The 16,733-nt window shown below is 47.5% G+C and carries 13 protein-coding genes; 5 read left to right on the forward strand and 8 right to left on the reverse strand.

Annotated elements, in window-relative coordinates:
• Window positions 1-32: 32 nt before the first annotated feature.
• From pepE to JNN12_12755, 6 genes are all read right to left on the reverse strand, one after another.
• Window positions 33-749: a dipeptidase PepE gene (gene pepE / locus JNN12_12730; protein MBL7979197.1), complete on the reverse strand. Its 717-nt coding sequence runs from the start codon at window positions 747-749 to the stop codon at window positions 33-35.
• A gap of 229 nt (window positions 750-978) precedes the next feature.
• Window positions 979-2,475: an SUMF1/EgtB/PvdO family nonheme iron enzyme gene (locus JNN12_12735; protein ID MBL7979198.1), complete on the reverse strand. Its 1,497-nt coding sequence runs from the start codon at window positions 2,473-2,475 to the stop codon at window positions 979-981.
• A 115-nt stretch (window positions 2,476-2,590) separates the two neighbouring features.
• Window positions 2,591-6,130 carry an SUMF1/EgtB/PvdO family nonheme iron enzyme gene (locus tag JNN12_12740; protein MBL7979199.1) on the reverse strand — a complete coding sequence of 1,180 codons (3,540 nt, stop codon included), beginning with the start codon at window positions 6,128-6,130 and terminating at the stop codon, window positions 2,591-2,593.
• Between the two features lie 107 nt (window positions 6,131-6,237).
• Complete coding sequence (locus JNN12_12745; GenBank protein MBL7979200.1) at window positions 6,238-6,771, reverse strand: TIGR00730 family Rossman fold protein; 534 nt, start codon at window positions 6,769-6,771, stop codon at window positions 6,238-6,240.
• Window positions 6,772-6,872: 101 nt separating this feature from the next.
• Window positions 6,873-9,644: a serine/threonine protein kinase gene (locus JNN12_12750; GenBank protein MBL7979201.1), complete on the reverse strand. Its 2,772-nt coding sequence runs from the start codon at window positions 9,642-9,644 to the stop codon at window positions 6,873-6,875.
• Window positions 9,645-9,657: 13 nt separating this feature from the next.
• On the reverse strand, window positions 9,658-10,245 hold the full coding sequence (locus JNN12_12755) for a sigma-70 family RNA polymerase sigma factor (protein MBL7979202.1): 588 nt from the start codon (window positions 10,243-10,245) through the stop codon (window positions 9,658-9,660).
• 378 nt (window positions 10,246-10,623) lie between these two features.
• Between JNN12_12755 and JNN12_12760 the strand changes: the two genes are divergently transcribed.
• Together JNN12_12760 and JNN12_12765 are read left to right on the forward strand one after the other, a co-directional pair.
• Window positions 10,624-11,439, forward strand: a complete 816-nt coding sequence (locus JNN12_12760; protein ID MBL7979203.1) for an NRDE family protein — start codon at window positions 10,624-10,626, stop codon at window positions 11,437-11,439.
• Between the two features lie 3 nt (window positions 11,440-11,442).
• Entirely contained in the window at window positions 11,443-12,162 is a 720-nt protein-coding gene (locus JNN12_12765) for an HAD family hydrolase (protein MBL7979204.1), read from the forward strand.
• Here JNN12_12765 and bshB1 read toward each other — a convergent pair whose 3' ends face one another.
• On the reverse strand, window positions 12,163-12,921 hold the full coding sequence (gene bshB1, locus JNN12_12770) for a bacillithiol biosynthesis deacetylase BshB1 (GenBank protein MBL7979205.1): 759 nt from the start codon (window positions 12,919-12,921) through the stop codon (window positions 12,163-12,165).
• 271 nt (window positions 12,922-13,192) lie between these two features.
• Here bshB1 and JNN12_12775 point away from each other — a divergent pair, with 271 nt between their 5' ends.
• The 3 genes from JNN12_12775 (at window position 13,193) to JNN12_12785 (ending at window position 15,834) form a co-directional block, all read left to right on the forward strand.
• The gene (locus tag JNN12_12775) at window positions 13,193-14,266 is read left to right on the forward strand and encodes a hypothetical protein (protein MBL7979206.1); all 1,074 of its coding nucleotides are present in this window, start codon (window positions 13,193-13,195) and stop codon (window positions 14,264-14,266) included.
• A gap of 333 nt (window positions 14,267-14,599) precedes the next feature.
• Complete coding sequence (locus JNN12_12780) at window positions 14,600-15,193, forward strand: GNAT family N-acetyltransferase (GenBank protein ID MBL7979207.1); 594 nt, start codon at window positions 14,600-14,602, stop codon at window positions 15,191-15,193.
• Window positions 15,193-15,834 carry a hypothetical protein gene (locus tag JNN12_12785; protein MBL7979208.1) on the forward strand — a complete coding sequence of 214 codons (642 nt, stop codon included), beginning with the start codon at window positions 15,193-15,195 and terminating at the stop codon, window positions 15,832-15,834. Before JNN12_12780 ends, JNN12_12785 begins: the two co-directional genes overlap by 1 nt.
• 4 nt (window positions 15,835-15,838) lie before the next feature.
• Here the strand turns inward: JNN12_12785 and JNN12_12790 are convergent, their stop codons facing one another.
• Window positions 15,839-16,729: a DUF4249 domain-containing protein gene (locus JNN12_12790; GenBank protein ID MBL7979209.1), complete on the reverse strand. Its 891-nt coding sequence runs from the start codon at window positions 16,727-16,729 to the stop codon at window positions 15,839-15,841.
• Window positions 16,730-16,733 lie beyond the last annotated feature (4 nt).

A 16,733-nucleotide genomic window follows, 5' to 3' on the forward strand; every position in this document is an offset into this window, starting at 1 on the left:
TAAACCGCCTTACGTCCTGTGAGGCGGTTTTTTTATTCCGGTTCAAGCAAAAAGGCGAAATCCGCGTTGGCGTTTAAGTCTCTGATTTCGGCTCCATATTGAAAAATCCGCACATCGTATTCGCCTTGCATATGGATTTCGTCGCCCTCAATTCGGAAAAGACATCCTTCCGGCAATCCTACCACCTTTACAGCGCGGTTCACCTCAATAAATTCCTTGATTCGGTCGTCTCGGGTTTCCCCCATATACCCTGACGGATGTAATGCCGTATAATGGGGGTTGATCTGAAATGGGATCAAGTTGAGGGCATCAAAACGGGGCGGCATTATGATGGGCATATCGTTCGTGGTTTGGAGTGTTGGGCACGTCACATTGCCTCCTGCACTCCAACCCATATAGGGTACTCCACCCAATACACGTTCACGGATGGTGTTGATCAAGTTGTTTTGATAAAGATGGTAAAGCAGATGAAAGGTATTTCCACCCCCAACGATCAATGCCGCTGCGTGTTGAATGGCCAAATGTGGGTCATCCTGCGTATGGAGTCCTGAAACCCGATAACCCAACGGAGCAAGTGCTTCTTTTACCCAATCGGTATAGTTATCCCAACTCAGCGTAACACCCGCATAGGGAATGAACAGCAGTTCATGAACAGTTGTCCCAAAAAAATCGCAGATTGTGTCTGCCGCCCACTGGAATGGTTTCTCGTTTAGACTGCGGGAGTTACTTAATAGCAAAAGCCGTTTCATGATGAAATGTTTTGTGCGTGTAATGCTCCCAATTTAGACGCGCTTTTTATACTTTACAAATATCTAATGCTTCCGTGCGGCTGGGTAGGGCTTTGTCATACTACGCAGCGATTAAATGCAGTAACCCGGCCGAGCTGTCATCACAAAATGTATTCAAGATTAACAGAAAGAAGCATTCGCATAGGAAAAAGCAGAAAGGCAGGGATCAAACCACTGCCTTTTTATCAAATCAATTGATGACCTTCACCAGCCGGAATCCTAAGTTACCAGACTTATACATGGGTGGTGCAGAACCTCGGACAAAAACCCGCAGTTCATCACCGGGTAAATCAAACGACCCGCCGCGAATTACCCGTGCCGTGCCCGATTGAGGCCCAATCGGGTCTCTGGAGGCTTCGGGAAGTTTGTAATACTCCTCGCTGTACCAATCCTGAACCCACTCAGAAACGTTGCCATGAACATCATACAGACCAAAGGCATTGGGGAAGAAACTACCAACAGGTGCTGTTTCCTTCCCATCGAAACGGGAACCACAGTTTTTACAATTGGCCCGACCCTTTTCCACATCGTTGCCCCATGCAAAAGCCCGCGAAGACCCCGCTCGCGCCCCGTATTCCCACTCTGCTTCGGTTGGAAGACGGTATGTTGTCGTGCCTTCACGTTCATTCAGGCGTGCAATAAAAAGCTGAACCTCTTCATAAGAAACATTCTCAATTGGCTTTTTAGGATCTTTAAAGAAACTCGGATTACTTCCCATCACCGCCTCCCATTCGGCTTGTGTCACTTCAAACTTGTTCATCCAGACTCCTCTTGCAAGATCAACTGGATGCACCGGACGTTGATCGAAAGAGGCATTCCCTCCCATTCGAAACACACCTGCAGGGACCCAAACCATTGGTGAGGCCAAGGAATTCTCCCATGTCTGCCCAGGAACAGGATTCACGGGCGGGTTCACCGTTACCCGCTCTACAGGCGGCAACAACCGTTGCGGGCTCGTTACAGAAGCCGTATTAGTAGGATTTACTTCGGGCTGCCGGGGTGGTTCCAAAACCGTGTTATTGGCAGAAGTTTGTGTATTGGACGGAGGTGGTACGGGTGTATTGGTAGCTGTTGGTTGGGCATTTCGTTGTACCTGTAAAAGGCTATCAGCTACCCGTTGCTGACGACGAAGGGTTTCTTCGGCGAGGATACGCTGTTCGTCTAAGCGACGAAGCCGTTCTGCATAAAGACGGGACATATCCAGTTCCCAATCCACATTTTTCCCCGGATTTACCCGTGGTGCACGTTGTGTCCAAGAAAAGTTCATTCCGGGAACAATCACTTGTACATCATTATTCTGGCGTTGCAAGGTAACCACCTGTGGTTTTCCAGCCTCAATCGCAATCGCAGGCCCACCATTGATTCGAATCTCACAGGATTCCACCGCATTAATGGTAAGTGTACGTTCATTTACCGTGCGATTGGCCGTAGGTGTCTCCGTTGTAGATGTAGCTGCTTCGGGACGAGAAGTCGCAGGGGCAGTTACTGGTCGCGCAGCGGGCGTGTTTCGGTTGGGTGCGGGCGTTGGGGTTGGCCGCGCTGGGGTCGTATTGGGTCTTGCCGGGGTGGTTGCTGGCTTACTGACGGGCTTAGAACCAGAAGGCTTTTTCTGCGCCCAAGAGGCAGGTACAAAAACCAAGATGCCAATCAGCAAGCAGGCAATGACCAACTTTTTAGTTTGCTTCATAGGGAGTCAATCAATTCGCTGGAAGAAGGTTTGGTGATGGATTTATTTCTTCCAAACAGTCGTGAAGGTATTTCGATTTATCCTGAAAGCCAGTGAAACACCAAAGGCTTCGTGGTTATTGTGTCTTTACAATCCGGAAACCAATATTGGTGTTGCGTTTGGTGGGTACATCGCTGTTTCGGTAGCTAACAATCAATGCATCTGCGTCGTATGCCCAAGACCCTCCCCGCAAAACCCGATCGCTTCCCCCACTGGGTCCTTGAGGATCTTGTTTCGGGGAAGCTTGGTAATAGGTCTCATTATACCAGTCACTCACCCACTCATAAACATTTCCATGCATATCATGCACATTCCAAGCATTAGCGCGTTTTTTACCAACTATTTGTGGCTGATTACCTGCATTTTCAGAATACCAGGCATAGTCTGCCAATATCTCGGGCGAACTACCAAAGGCATAGCGGGTACTTGCGCCGGCCCGTGCAACATATTCCCACTCCGCTTCGGTTGGTAGGCGATAGGCAGTGGTTCCTTCTTTGGCATTCAGCCAGTTGACAAATGCTTGGGCATCATTCCAGCTGACGCATACCGCCGGACGATCATCGCCACTCATAAACCCTTTCCATGTGCCAGTATTATCTTCAACCCACTCTCCGTTCTGATACACCTGACAACTTTCGGCTTGTTCGGCCTCGGTACGATAGCCTGTATCAGCCTGAAATCGTTTAAAAACTTTTGAAGTCACTTCGTATTTGCTAATCCAAAACGGCTGCGTAATGTTCACTTCGTGGTCAGGCCGAGCATCTTCATCACCATTCGGATCTCCCATCGTGAAAGCACCCGCAGGAATTTTTACCAATTCGATGCCTGCACTGTTCTTAAACTCGGTATCACTGATCACTTCCACCTGATTGGGGACGGGCTTATTCCCCATCCATCCAAATGGATCCATAACGACAATATAGATCAGACCAATTAGCAAAATTCCTGCCGCCCCGATTAAAATCCAACGATTGGACCCACTCTCCTCTTGGTCTATGACATCAGGAACAATCGGTTTGGGCTCACTAAAGGCTTTTTTAGGCTTTTCGGAAGCAGCTTGCTGTTTGACTACTGGCTGGGGCTTGGTAGCTGCTTTCGGTGCAGCGCTTGGCTTGGCTGCTAGAGCGGGTTTTGAGGACGCCGAAAGCGGTTTGGCGGATGACTTAGACGGCGTCTCGATTGTCTTAGCAGAGGCCGGAAGTGGTGCTGAAGCGTCTTTGGAGGCAGTTGCTACCGATTCGGAGGCTGCCTTGTTGAGCGGGGCCGAGTTTGATTCCCGTTTCGGTATCACAGGTTCTGGTGTCGGTATCACAGGTTCTGGTGTCGGTATCACAGGTTCTGGTGCCGAAACCACAGGTTCTGGCTTGGCAACCACGGGTTGCGGCTTCGAGGGTGGTACCGGGGTTGGTTTGGGCGCAACAACAGGCTTGGGCACAGGAGCGGGTTTGGGAGTGGACCGCATAAGTCCGCCAAAAAGGCTGCGGGATTGTCCCGAAGAAGGTTGCACCAATGGAGTGATGCTCTCTATCTTTGCACGTAACCCTTCGTGTTCTGGCTGAATGGCCAGTGCCTGATTATATTTATCCAAAGCAGCCTTATAGGAACTTACCGATGCCAGTTGGTCCCCTGTCTGAATAAGAAGGCTGACCTGTTGACTTTGGAGTTCACGCACTTGATTATTGATGCGAATAAAGTTTTCGCATTCTACAAGACGTTGTTTGGCCTCCGGGTCGTTTGGTTTGAGTTCAATCAATCCACGATAGAGCGTTGCAGCTTTTTCATAGTTTTCTTCGGCAAACAACAAACCTGCTTTTTCACGAAGGTCCCGGATTTCGCCATTCGTGCAATCCACAATTCGTTCCTGAAGCGATTTATCACCCGGCGATTGTGCGAGCAACTGCTGATAACGTTTTTTTGCCTCTATATACCGACCACCCGCAAACAAGCGGTCTGCCTCGGAACGGGTTTCCTGAATCATTCTCCGGAAATCCGTCAGGAGTTGATTGGCAGCCCCCACTTTTTCCTGCAGAGCATTGTTCCGTTTCCGATACACATTGGCGTCCCCTTCGTAGCCACGTTCTGCAAAGTGCTGTGCTTCTTTGTACAACTCGACGATGCGCTTATGGTAAGCTTCGTTGAACCCTTTTTGTTGGGCTTCTGCCACCAAATTATCGGCTTCCCGTTCTTTATCAAAGTGGGTTTTCCAATAACGACTCAGTTCATCTTGGATGGCTTGGGCTTTCTGATTTGCTTCCGAAGCAAATTCTGGTGCTACATTGGCCAATTCAAGCCAATATTGCCGTGCTTCACGCAGGCGTAATTCTTTTTGGGCCCCTTCTGCTTGTTTACGAAGTAGGTCTATTTTTGACTGACGAAGTGCTTCCTGTTCCCGGATTCCATCTTCGCACCGCTTAATTTGTTTGAGAGCGTCTAAGTCGTTCTCGTAGATGCCTAAAACTTCTTGGTAAAAGGGAATCGCCCCTTTATAATCTTGGATGCCCATCAATTGGGTACCACGTTCGCGCAAGCTACGTACTTTTTGTCCACGCTCCGACAAGAACTCTAACCGCTCATCGCACTGACGGATGAGGCTCCGGACGGTATCTCCCATACCGCTCACAGCCAGATAGGTGCTCAACTTCACATATAAACGCTTTGCATCTTGGAAAACTGGAACCGCTTCTTCGTAGCGATTTTCCTTGACCAACCGCTCGGCATCGGAAAGACGCATATCTGCGACCGACTTATCCGTCAGAATGCCCGTATCTATGGAATCCATTAATTCCTGTGCCGAACTAAAGCGATTGGTTGCTTTTTTCTCGAGGCAGCGCATCACAATGTCTGCAAACCAATCCGGCGCATCGGTATTAAAGTCGTGTACCTTAAGGGGTGCTTTTTCCAAGATTTGTTGTTGTAATCGCAATCGGGAGGCAAAATTGGTGCCTTCAGAACGAAACGGCGGCCTGCCAATCAGGCTTTCATAAAGGACAACGCCCAGACTGTAAATATCGGTCTGCGGAAACAGTTGATCACCCTCTATCTGTTCGGGGCTCATGTATTCGGCAGTACCCGCAAAGTCGGTAGAACGGGTGGAAAGTTTGGATTCAAACGCGATCCCAAAATCCGTAAGTTTAAACACCTTATCGGTTCCGCGCCGCATGATATTTTGCGGTTTAATGTCGCGGTGGATCAAGTTTTGGGTATGAATATACCGAAGGGCATCGGCCATTTCCCGCGCCAGCCGAATCACTTCGCCTACAGGCATGGGCTTCTCGCCGGAGGCAACTTGTTCTTGAATCAATTCATGTACGCTTTCTCCCTCTATAAACTCCATGTCCAAAAAGGGGAAACCGTTTTCGATTCCAGCGTGATAGATTTTTACAATGTGTGGGTGGTCAAAAGCCCCCATTGCCTGTGCTTCGTCCTGAAACTGTTTAAGGGTAACCGCTTCGTTCTGAATACCTGGCGGAAGGATTTTAATTGCCCTAAGTTGTTTGGTGTAATTGTGTTGTGCCTTGTAAACAGTGCCGAAGCCTCCAAGTCCTAACCGTGCGATTACGGTATAATCACGGAATGAGGGGAGGCTAACGGTATCCGCCATAACATCCTGAGCCATAATGTTTAGGGATATTTATCGTGAGGGTTTAATATTCGCAACCGATATACGGATGCCCAAGGCATCAATAACCTCTTCCTAAAAGAGTGAAACCGATGTTAGAACGTTTAATGTTTCAACCTTGTCCAGAGCTCGTCGAGGGTTTCCACTGCCTCAAATGCCACATCATGTTGGGGTTGAGAGAACCCTTCCCGTGAAAAATGGGCGAATAATTCAAACAATGGATTATAAAACTGGCGTGTGTTCAGGAAAAAAATGGGCTTATGGTGGAACCCTAAATAACGAGCTGTAATCGCCTCTGTCACTTCTTCGAGCGTCCCAAATCCACCTGGAAGCGCCACAAAAACATCCGCCAATTCATCCATTGCAGCTTTACGTGCCCGCATATCTGGTGTCACCACCAAACGGTCGGCATGTGTATAGGCCCGCTCCTTTAGTTTTAGGGATTCCGGAATAACCCCTATGACATGGCCGTTTTCCTGATGTACGGCCCTTGCTAATTCTCCCATCAGCCCTACATTTCCGCCGCCATATACCAATGTATGGCCCCGCTGTGCAATGGCGTACCCAAATTGCCGTGCGATGGTTTTATACGCTTCGGCAATGGTCTCGCTAGACGCACAGAAAACACAAATATTCATCTTCGCACTAAAGGACTTGGGTGAAACGGGCATCCGAAAGATACAATGAAGTAGGGGTTTAACCAAACCTGATTTCTTAAATTCGGGTTATTAAACCTTTGTTAAGGAAGGTTTTTTTGCCCGTTCGAGACCTCTACCCGACGCAATGCTTCTTGTGTAGCAGGATTTGTGATCCCTCTTGTCTCAAGAAGCATCTCGTAACCACTCTTAAGAAGGGCTTGCCCAGTTTGATTCCTTTGCCAAGCCAGCCATCCTTCTACACTTCTGAGTTCGCCCCAGATACTTGGATGGAACGTAGTATTATTTGTTTCTTCGGATTTTCGGGCTAAGGAGAGTTCAGCATCGGCCGCACCGAAGTCGCGATTCAGTATATACAGGTCTGCCAACCGGATGCGGGCAAGAGAAGTCAGGTATTGGGAAGTTCGTTGGCGTTGCAATACCCGAGTACATTGTTTTAAGTTGGAAATGGCGTCTGGGTAGGCGCCATTCACCCGCAAAACATCCGATAGCGAGATACAGGCCTGTACACGCTGCACATGGCCGGGCTCGAACAACTGGGTTGTATTGGTCACCAAGTCTCGGGCAAGGCGGGATGCAACCGAAAGAATGGCTCGGTATTCTTCCGTTTTTCCTGTTTGGGAATACAACCCTGCCAAGCGCTGTGCGACGGATAAATGAATTTGCAACTTTTGGAGGTGCGGATATTGTTTCCCAAGCGCATTTTCGGCAGCCACCAAGTACGAAGTCGCTTCTTCGAGGCGGTTTTGGCCATACATACTGTTCGCCAGTTCAACATCAATCATGGCTTGTATCCATGGCAACTCAGACCGCGAAGCCCGCGCATTGATTCTCGCCTCTCGGAGCAAGTACTCGGCATCTTTCTCGCGCCGGTCCAAGTTCAACATCCGGCTCAGGTCTGTCATGGCTTGTAGTACTTTAGGGTGTTGGCGGCCATAGGCCAGTTGGAAAGCCATCAAGGATTCTTTATAGTGGTTGGTTGAACCCCCAATTTTATCTTCCATGGCATCCCGACGGCCAAGTTGTCGGTAAATTTCACCTCGAATGATATAAGAATTATGGTCTTGAAAGGGTTTCACGATTTCTAAAGCAGTCTGTAACATTGTCTTGGCGGTCTCTGTCTCTCCTTCCAACAAATCGTTTCGGGCACGTGCCGTCATCACACGGGCCCGCATTTTATGGTCAACAGGACTTATCTGGTTTAATACATCTCCAGCAGTTTCAAGGTATTTATTTGATACTAGGGTTTTTGACAAATTTGTCGCGGCAAAAGCAGCCTGCAAATAGGTTCGGATAAACAGTTTTGGTGAATTTCTGGCAAATGCACTTTTCCTGACCGCATGTTGTGCCAGTGTATCCGCCGTAATCCAAAATTCGTTCGAGGAAGCCAATTCCGATAGGGCTGTTAGGATACGTACCTGCATCTCGGGCTGCTGCCTCAATCGATCTTCCATTCTTTGCCACCCAAGCTGAATCAGTTGCCGTGCTCTTAGAGAGTCTAACTGCACCGTTTGTTGTCCTTCATAGCTCTGACCGAGCAGTATATTCTCTAAGAAAATGGCCAACTCTTCCGAACGTTGGGTTTGTCGCCAATTTTCCATTTGTTGAACGATAATCGCAGTAATGCCAGATAATAAAACCAAAGCAGCCAGTACACCACTAACCACCAGTCGTTTATTGCGGTCATAGAATTTTAGCGCTTTATAGGAGAAAGTTGGTTTTCTCGCGCCAATGGGCTTATTCATCAGAAACAACCGAACGTCTTGCATCAAGGCTTCGGCTGAGGGATACCGTTCGTTTGGATCTGTTGCCAATGCCTTGCGGACAATCATATCCAAGTCCCCTTGCAGCCTTCGGATCAGAGATACCACGGTCGTCTGACGTGATTGAGCAACAGAAAGTCCAATGGCTTCCGATGCCGCTTCTAAGTATACACTCGGCAATTTGAGTGGGCTATTTTGAATGACCTCCAAGATTTGTCCCAGATTTTTATGCTCAAAGTTATAGGGCCTCACTTGTACCAATAGCTCATAGAGCAAAACGCCCAAACTATACACATCAGACGACGTAGTAATGGCCTCGCCCAATAACTGTTCTGGGCTCGCATAATCGGGCGTAAGAAAGTGTAGCTGTGTTTTTACGCGGTTAGAGGTAGGTTGGAGCAATTTTGCAATCCCAAAATCTAATAGCTTTAGTCTTCCTTCTGGTGTTACCAATATATTGGATGGTTTAAGATCTCGATGGACGACCAAATGCTTATGTGCATATTGTACAATCGCAGAAATTTCTGCAAAATAGGCCAATCGTGCATCAATCGTAAGTTGGAAACAATTACAATACTCGGTTATTGGAATTCCTTCCACATATTCCATAACCAAATAAGAAATCCCATCGTGTGTCGTTCCACTATCTAAAAAATAGGCAATTCCAGGGTGTCTTAGTCCCGCCAAGATATTTTGCTCTTGTTCGAACTGACGCCGGATCGCAGGGGCCCCTAATCGAAGCACCTTGACCGCAGCGATCAGTTCTTTTTTATCTATCCGTTCTGCCAGATAAACCTCACCCATTCCTCCTTCCCCAATCCAGACTTTGAGCATATAATGTCCAAAAATCCGGCCAGAAAGGTCGGCGTGGGGTTGTTCAAAAGCCCATTCATGGAGGAGGGGTGTATGCGCAATCAAGCGATCTAAGGGTAATTCTGGCTCACACATTTTTTGCCAGATCATGCGTAACTCTCCACCGATTTCGGGTTCTTCGCTTGATATTTTATCTAAAAATGCTTGTGCATCATCGCCCGAAAGGTCTTCGAGGATGGCAATCAATTCACGGAGACGATGAAAGGTAGAGGTTTCCATGCAGAAACGTGGATCAGGACGTGGGTGATAAAATTTCTTCGATTCGTGCTTCGAGCCATGCCCGCGAAAAAGACCAGTCTCGGTTAACCGTTCGGGGGTTTATCCCCAACAATTCAGCCGTTTCCCCAATGTCTAACCCAAGGAAAAAACGATAATTCACAACGTCGAAGCATCGTTTATCTGTTTTTTCGAGCAGTTTCAGCGCTTCATTCAGGGCTTCGATACGTTCCGGCGCATCAGCTACCATCAACTCCAGTTGTTCATCCAATTCCCAAACAGACTCGTTCACCCCATTGCGTTTGCCAGCTTGTTTGTCGCGGACATAATTGAGAATAATTTGACGCATGGCTTTTGCCACTGCATTATAAAAATGTGCCCGCCCCTGCCAATCGGGGGATTTGCCAGAAGTGAGTTTTAAAAAGGTTTCGTGTACCAAGGCACGGGTATCAATCGTTGGATGAGCGGCACGCCAATTCCGAAGATTGGCGCGTGCAATATGGCCCAATTCCTGATAGACCAATTTAAACAAGGCATCTCTTGCTTTAAGGTCTCCCTCATTCATGGCCTTAAGCAAGTTTTCGATTTGATCGGAACTATACATGTGGCGAGGTATTTTTGGTGATGGATTGTTCGCCAGCGATGTCGCTATATTTAAGCTATTCGTGTATTAACATAAAAGGCCTGAGAAAGTGATACATGGTGCTCGCCCCTCATCCTACTCCTTCCGCTTTATTAGGGGTCACCCTTAGGTTCCTGTTGGATCCGTATCATTAGCTGCCCACAAGCCCGCCCGAAAGGAAGGGCTTGTTCTCTTTTGAGCATTATGGTATTCGTACAGCATTGCAATCTTTAACTTACACCATTCCCTTTTCATAATCAATTAATTTATTAAAAAAGAGCACTCCAAATTCCCTATTTTACATGATAGCTTTATGAGGATATACAACAGGAGCAAACCTTTCGCCAAATAGGTTTCAAAATGTGTACTTTATTGCTCGCAATAGGACAACACCCCCAATTCCCCTTTGTTCTGGCAGGAAACCGAGATGAGTTTTATAAACGCGCTACCCAACCTGCCGGATGGTGGCCCGAATTTCCGAATGTTTACGGCGGACGCGATTTGGCAGGTGGGGGGACGTGGCTGGGCATTACAAAATCTGGGCGTTTTGCCACCCTCACCAATTACCGAGACCTCAATAACCTGACCCCAAATGCTCCTACACGAGGGACAGTGGTATCGGATTTTCTGACAAGTGATAAACATCCTTTAGCATATTTAGAGGAAGTGGTTCCTACGCTGAATCGGTATAATGGCTTCAATCTATTGGTGGGATTGCTCAAAAACGAAAGAGGTGTTCCCGAAATCTGGTACTTACATCATGGGCAAAAGACCTCTTTGTCTATACCCATCAAACTTCAATCCGGAATTTATGGTCTGTCAAATGCCGCACTAAATACGCCTTGGCCCAAAGTAGTCATAGGACGAAGTCGTTTTGCAGACATTTTGCACAAAGAAGCACCCAAACCAGCGCACTTTCTTGCGCTACTTGAAGATGAAACCATCTACCCAGACGAAGATTTACCTCAAACAGGGGTTTCCCAAGAATGGGAACGGGTACTCTCGGCCATGTGCATCCGGTCTCCAGCCTATGGAACTCGGGTAAACTCAGTTTTACAAGCAGACCACCAAGGATTGTTACATTTTTGGGAACGTACCTACCTTCCAGACACCCAAACTTATGAGGTACAAGACATCTTGATCCAGTCCCATCACCCCCTCCTTAATATGATGTAACCGATGGAAAATTGGGAAAACGAAAAACTGGCACGGCTGTTCGAGGAATTTAGCGAGTCGTGGTCGGACGCCGAAGCAACATCAGACCTCCCCCCCCCCCACCAATATTCCCCTTTACGCACCGGAAAGCGCCCAGCCGTTTTTTTTGATCGTGACGGAACCCTGAATGAAGAGGTGCAATATCTGCACCGGATCGAGGACTTCCGTTGGATTGAAGGTACGCCGGAAGCCATTCGCTGGCTTAATGAAAATGGCTATGCCGTTATTGTGGTGACCAACCAAGCAGGCATTGCCCGTGGTTATTATGAGGAGAAAGAAGTCTTGCAATTACACGCTTTTATGCAAAGCCAACTAGAGGAAATAAATGCCCATATTGATGCCTTCTATTACTCGCCGTATCATCCGGAGGGCAGCGTGGAAGCATATCGGAAAGACCACCCAGACCGTAAGCCAGGTACTGGCATGTTTGAGAGGGCAATCGAAGAATGGGGGTTAGATCCAAAGCATTCCTTTGTTATCGGAGACCGGAATACGGATATCGAAGCCGGGCGTGCCTTGGGTATGATGTCTTTGCTGGTACTTACCGGATATGGGCGGTCTGAGCGTTACGAAACACTCGCCCATTTTATTGTCCATGATGTAGCAGACGCTATCGCACATATAGAAATGCTCCATATTCGTAAACAAAAAGGGCTGACCTCTGACCTCTGGGACACCCCTTGATCAATATGGCTTTTCGGCGGTCAGGGTCTCCATCAAGTCCTTCACGCCAATAGGCCCATTGTGATATAAAAAAGGTTCTGCATATTTTGCCCCAATCCGATAACCAAAGGTGCGCGCGCGCGCCTCAAGCCACTCCATGAAAGCTGGCGAAGAAATGAATGTTTCCGGCTCATCGGCGCTTGGATTATACGCCTTCGACCAGAACTGCGACCGAAAAGCCTGCATGGCCGCCACACGTTGTTCCCACACCTCGGTCACATCCACCACCAAGGTTGGCTCCATCTCTTCCATAACCGATTGAAAATAGTGGAGGACATGGCTCGGTCGCCACGGTACTTGCTCGGTCCCGTCTTTTTCGTGCGTTATAATCTTACGAAGTCCGGCATAAAAAATAGCCTCCAAAGACAAAACGGCAGCATTAGGGTGATCGGGATGGCGGTCTTTAGGCGCATTCACCAAGACAAGATGGGGTCTATACCGACGCAGTACTTCAATAACTTTTAGACGATTTTCAGGAGTATTCTCGATATGGCCATCCGGAATACCTAGGTTCTCCCGCGCATGTATGCCCATCACCTCTGAGGCTTCTGCCGCTTCTAAAGCACGAAGTTCAGGGGTTCCACGAGAACCCAATTCGCCCCGCGTAAAGTCCACAACCCCCACACGGTACCCCTGTTTAACCAGCAGGCACACCGTACCGCCGCAGGAAAGTTCAATATCATCTGGATGAGCAGCAAGTGCCAGAACGTCTAATTTCATTTGTGTATCTTGTTTTAGACCAAAGTACAAATAAACACCTTTCAAATTTCAAAAGGGCAACATTTTTTTATACATATGTGGATAACATGTTAGTCACTATATTAATTTCCTGTTCCCAAGTATAGTTTTTTCAACGACAAACGGGTGTTAATAAAAATTCCTTTAGACAATTTCTTATCCACAAAATACAAAATACATATGTGTAACTATTGTGTATAGATTTTTCTTGCCGTAAAATGGGGCCAGCAATCAACCACAAGCCCATACCAAAATGATCGGTTACCTCTACATTCAAGATTTCCCGGCCTGGGTCACCGCCCGCCAACATAGCCGCACCCATGAAACTGCTGTTTTTCAGCGAAACCGAATTGTCTCACGAACGCCCGATCTGGCCGAGGCTGGGCTTATGGCCGGAACCCCTTTAGACGAAGCAATATCCCGTTTTCCCGACGCCCTCTTTACGGCTTTGGATCCAGTTGAATGCACCCGTGTATGGCACGAAGCGATTCAGGAGGTTTATGCCCTAACCCCTTTTATGTATCCGATTGCACCTGGGCAATTAGTTTTCCGGTACTTAACTTCTCAAGAAGCGGTAGATTTGGCCGAACAACTCCATGCAAGGGTGGGATGCGGAGAAAATTTATCCACTGCAAAATTTGCGGCCATGTATAGCCTCCCCGGACAACTAACCGATATTCCAGAAGGCATGGGACGTGACTTTTTGGCAACCTGTAGCATAGATGTATTACGTGCATGGCTATTTAATACCGAAATTTTAGACCGATTAGAGGCCGACGGTAACCCGACCTTAGGTATGGTCATAGACTGGACTTTGGAATACTGGATCAGCCGATATGGCGAAGAAGGCAGAATTGTCTTTACAGCACTTCACCCACCCTCCTATGATCGGGAATTGCACAACTTTGTGCCGCCTGTTTCGATACGTCGCTCACTGGCACTTTCTACCAATACCAAAAAGAACGATTTCTTTGCCGAATGCATCGCCTCGTTGGTACGAAATGTATTGGAAGACGTACAGGATATTGCCTCGCCACGCTTAGTGCTGGAAGTCACTCCCGAAATGAGCAATACCGTAATGCGGTATAGCCGCTCTTTGCAACACATTCCACAAACAGAAGGCGAATACAATCAACTGCTTAGTACATTACTTGGCGGTTCCAAAACGAGAAAGGGAACAATCCAGAACCTTACCTATACCCTTCATGGTTTTGCTCCTACCCCCCTTTCCCTTCCGGTTCGTAATAAAGAAAACCACCCCCCATCACCGGGAGCCAAAATTCCTGTGTCACTACATACCGACAGTACATTCCGTGCTGCATCCTAAAGAATCGCTGACAATAGCTAACCCATATTTTTTCAATTAAAACGGAGCCTGCGTATAGAGGAAAGAAAACATTGCGGATAAGGGGGAAAGTGGTCTATCGGCTGGCACCTTTAGGCCACTTTCTTTGTTTAGACCGTATATACCCATATCCACCGTTGCGAAAGTGTCCCCAACGGCGGCCCACTCAATGAAAAAAACGTTATGGGCCTAGGGTCGCAAAACACGACCAGACTTTCGTCGAACAATAAAAAATCAGCAGGATTTATACCAAATCAAACAGGTGTTTTGTGTATCTTGTTTTCTTCCTCCGTTCCAACTATTCCGCAAAATACCATGAGTTTCTGGCAAACCAAAAAAATTCGCCTTCGGGAAATAGACACCGAAGATACCGATATCCTAATTGACTGGCGAAATGACAGCGAAGCAATGCGCCAATTGGACCTACTTCCTCCTCTTGTGGCCAAAACATGGCAAAAACACCTCATTGAACGCCACAATACGGCCCCTTTGGACGACGATAATTATCGGTTTTTGATCGAAGACAACAACAAAGAAGTGGTGGGGGGGATTACGACCGTTGCCTGTGATCGTCGTGTTGGGACTTTTTCATACGAAGTATTTGTTGAGCGCGAGTTTAGACAAAAGGGCTATGCCACAGATGCGATCGGACTAATTCTCCGTTATTTCTTTGAGGAGTTGCGGTATCATAAAGTAACCATTGCCACCTTATCCACCAACGACGCAGGCATTTCCTTACACAACAAATTAGGGTATAAGGAAGAGGGTTGTCTAAGGCATTTGGCGTATTCGGGTGGAAAACATGGCGATCTCATGCTCATGGGCTTATTACGGGAAGAATGGGAAGAAAAGTTCCCTCATCCAGAGCGATTTACCGATACGGGCAATAAGAAAAAACTAGGTTTTTAATGAGAAAACACTCTTTTTGGGGTACATTTGTGGTGCTCCTCTTGTCGTTGGTTTATGCTCCTGACATCGAAGCGCAAGCCACCAAAAAAAGCAGTGAGGCTTTTGCCAAAAGTTTGCTATTACCAGGTTGGGGGCAACAATACCTCCAGAATGGTTCTTGGAAGGGAAAGGCCTCGGCCTTTATTGCCGCCGATGCTGGATTATGGCTTGGGTTTATTAGCTCTTTACGGCGACACAACTACTATACGCAAGCATCTTATAACCACGCCCAAATCCAAGCAGGGATATCTTTGGTGGATAAAGACCGAGCGTTTATGGTACGCATTGGCAATTACGACCGTAGCGAAGATTATGTCTTTGCTCTGGAACTGGCCCGCCGATGGGGGCAACTTGAGGCTGCGAAAGACCCCGAAAATGCCTGGGCTTGGAGCAGTACTGAGGCAAGGGCACAGTACTCCACTCTTCGCGATCAAGCAGAAGCCATGCGCCGACAACGGATTTTATTTACTGGGCTTTTAGTAGGAAACCGCTTATTTTCGGCTATTTCGGCTTCCAGAGGGGTAAGAAAAGCCAATAAAACAATGGTTCAATTCTCCGCGCCCGATGGTAACCCAAGTTTGAGCATCCAGTTAAAATTTTGATCCATTAAATATCGTACCGAACCCCATTATAACTGATTAATAGACCAAGCCCACCTTTTACGTTGCCTAACACATTCATTGGCTCGCTAAACAAGCCAAGATCGGAGTTGTTGTTATACGTGGTGGCATCATAGTCTATCAATATCTTGGGAATGGCCGCCACAACTACACAGGTTTTTACTCCGTCCCTTTGGTCTAACTCCGAAAGCAATATCTCAAATGGGTTTTCTTTTGCTTTCATAAGTACATCGCTAAACAACATCCTGCGGCCACTGCAATATTGCCCCATTCCCTCTAATTCAAACGAGGACGCGGGGAGAAAAGAGGCTTTGACGGAACAATTCGCCCAGCCAATACTCGCTGGCAACGTCCTCGGGCCACCATCTGACCCAGACAAAGTTGTTTCGGGGTGATACGTATAGGCTGCCAGCATGTAATAATTTATTTCTTCCTGCACATCTGTAAGCACCAGTTTCAGGGTCGCATTCTGTCCTTGCATAACGATATTGGCACTTAGTTGAATTGGTTTAGGAATAGTCGTTTCAGCCTCAACATCCGGAAAACCAGCGGCACTTGCCTTAATCCGGTAGGTTTTTCCGGCCTGCGGATATACATTTTCCAAACGATATCGCCCTTCCACACCTATCCACTTCATATTCCCCACTATTACGCCATCTTCCCATGCCGTAACGGTTGCATTCTGTACAAATTCCGGCATCTTATGCTCGCCAACCGAATTGGTGTTTTTCGACAGTTGGATGGTCAAGCTACTGTCTGGGTTCAGGGCTCCATTGAGCACCAATTGGGGTTTTAGCGGGATATTAATGTCCACCACTTGCTCGAAGTCGCACCCCCAGAATAAGAAAGGACCTATTATCAAGAAGATATATTTCATGATG

Source organism: Bacteroidetes Order II. bacterium (assembly GCA_016788705.1).
Classification (GTDB): Bacteria; Bacteroidota; Rhodothermia; order Rhodothermales; family UBA2364; genus UBA2364.

What these genes read in the sequence shown, in the direction of transcription:
- pepE (MBL7979197.1), bottom strand. Translation starts at nt 749, where the DNA reads ATGAAACGGCTTTTGCTATTAAGTAACTCCCGCAGTCTAAACGAGAAA.
- JNN12_12735 (MBL7979198.1), bottom strand. Translation starts at nt 2,475, where the DNA reads ATGAAGCAAACTAAAAAGTTGGTCATTGCCTGCTTGCTGATTGGCATC.
- JNN12_12740 (MBL7979199.1), bottom strand. Translation starts at nt 6,130, where the DNA reads ATGGCTCAGGATGTTATGGCGGATACCGTTAGCCTCCCCTCATTCCGT.
- JNN12_12745 (MBL7979200.1), bottom strand. Translation starts at nt 6,771, where the DNA reads ATGAATATTTGTGTTTTCTGTGCGTCTAGCGAGACCATTGCCGAAGCG.
- JNN12_12750 (MBL7979201.1), bottom strand. Translation starts at nt 9,644, where the DNA reads ATGGAAACCTCTACCTTTCATCGTCTCCGTGAATTGATTGCCATCCTC.
- JNN12_12755 (MBL7979202.1), bottom strand. Translation starts at nt 10,245, where the DNA reads ATGTATAGTTCCGATCAAATCGAAAACTTGCTTAAGGCCATGAATGAG.
- JNN12_12760 (MBL7979203.1), top strand. Translation starts at nt 10,624, where the DNA reads ATGTGTACTTTATTGCTCGCAATAGGACAACACCCCCAATTCCCCTTT.
- JNN12_12765 (MBL7979204.1), top strand. Translation starts at nt 11,443, where the DNA reads ATGGAAAATTGGGAAAACGAAAAACTGGCACGGCTGTTCGAGGAATTT.
- bshB1 (MBL7979205.1), bottom strand. Translation starts at nt 12,921, where the DNA reads ATGAAATTAGACGTTCTGGCACTTGCTGCTCATCCAGATGATATTGAA.
- JNN12_12775 (MBL7979206.1), top strand. Translation starts at nt 13,193, where the DNA reads ATGATCGGTTACCTCTACATTCAAGATTTCCCGGCCTGGGTCACCGCC.
- JNN12_12780 (MBL7979207.1), top strand. Translation starts at nt 14,600, where the DNA reads ATGAGTTTCTGGCAAACCAAAAAAATTCGCCTTCGGGAAATAGACACC.
- JNN12_12785 (MBL7979208.1), top strand. Translation starts at nt 15,193, where the DNA reads ATGAGAAAACACTCTTTTTGGGGTACATTTGTGGTGCTCCTCTTGTCG.
- JNN12_12790 (MBL7979209.1), bottom strand. Translation starts at nt 16,729, where the DNA reads ATGAAATATATCTTCTTGATAATAGGTCCTTTCTTATTCTGGGGGTGC.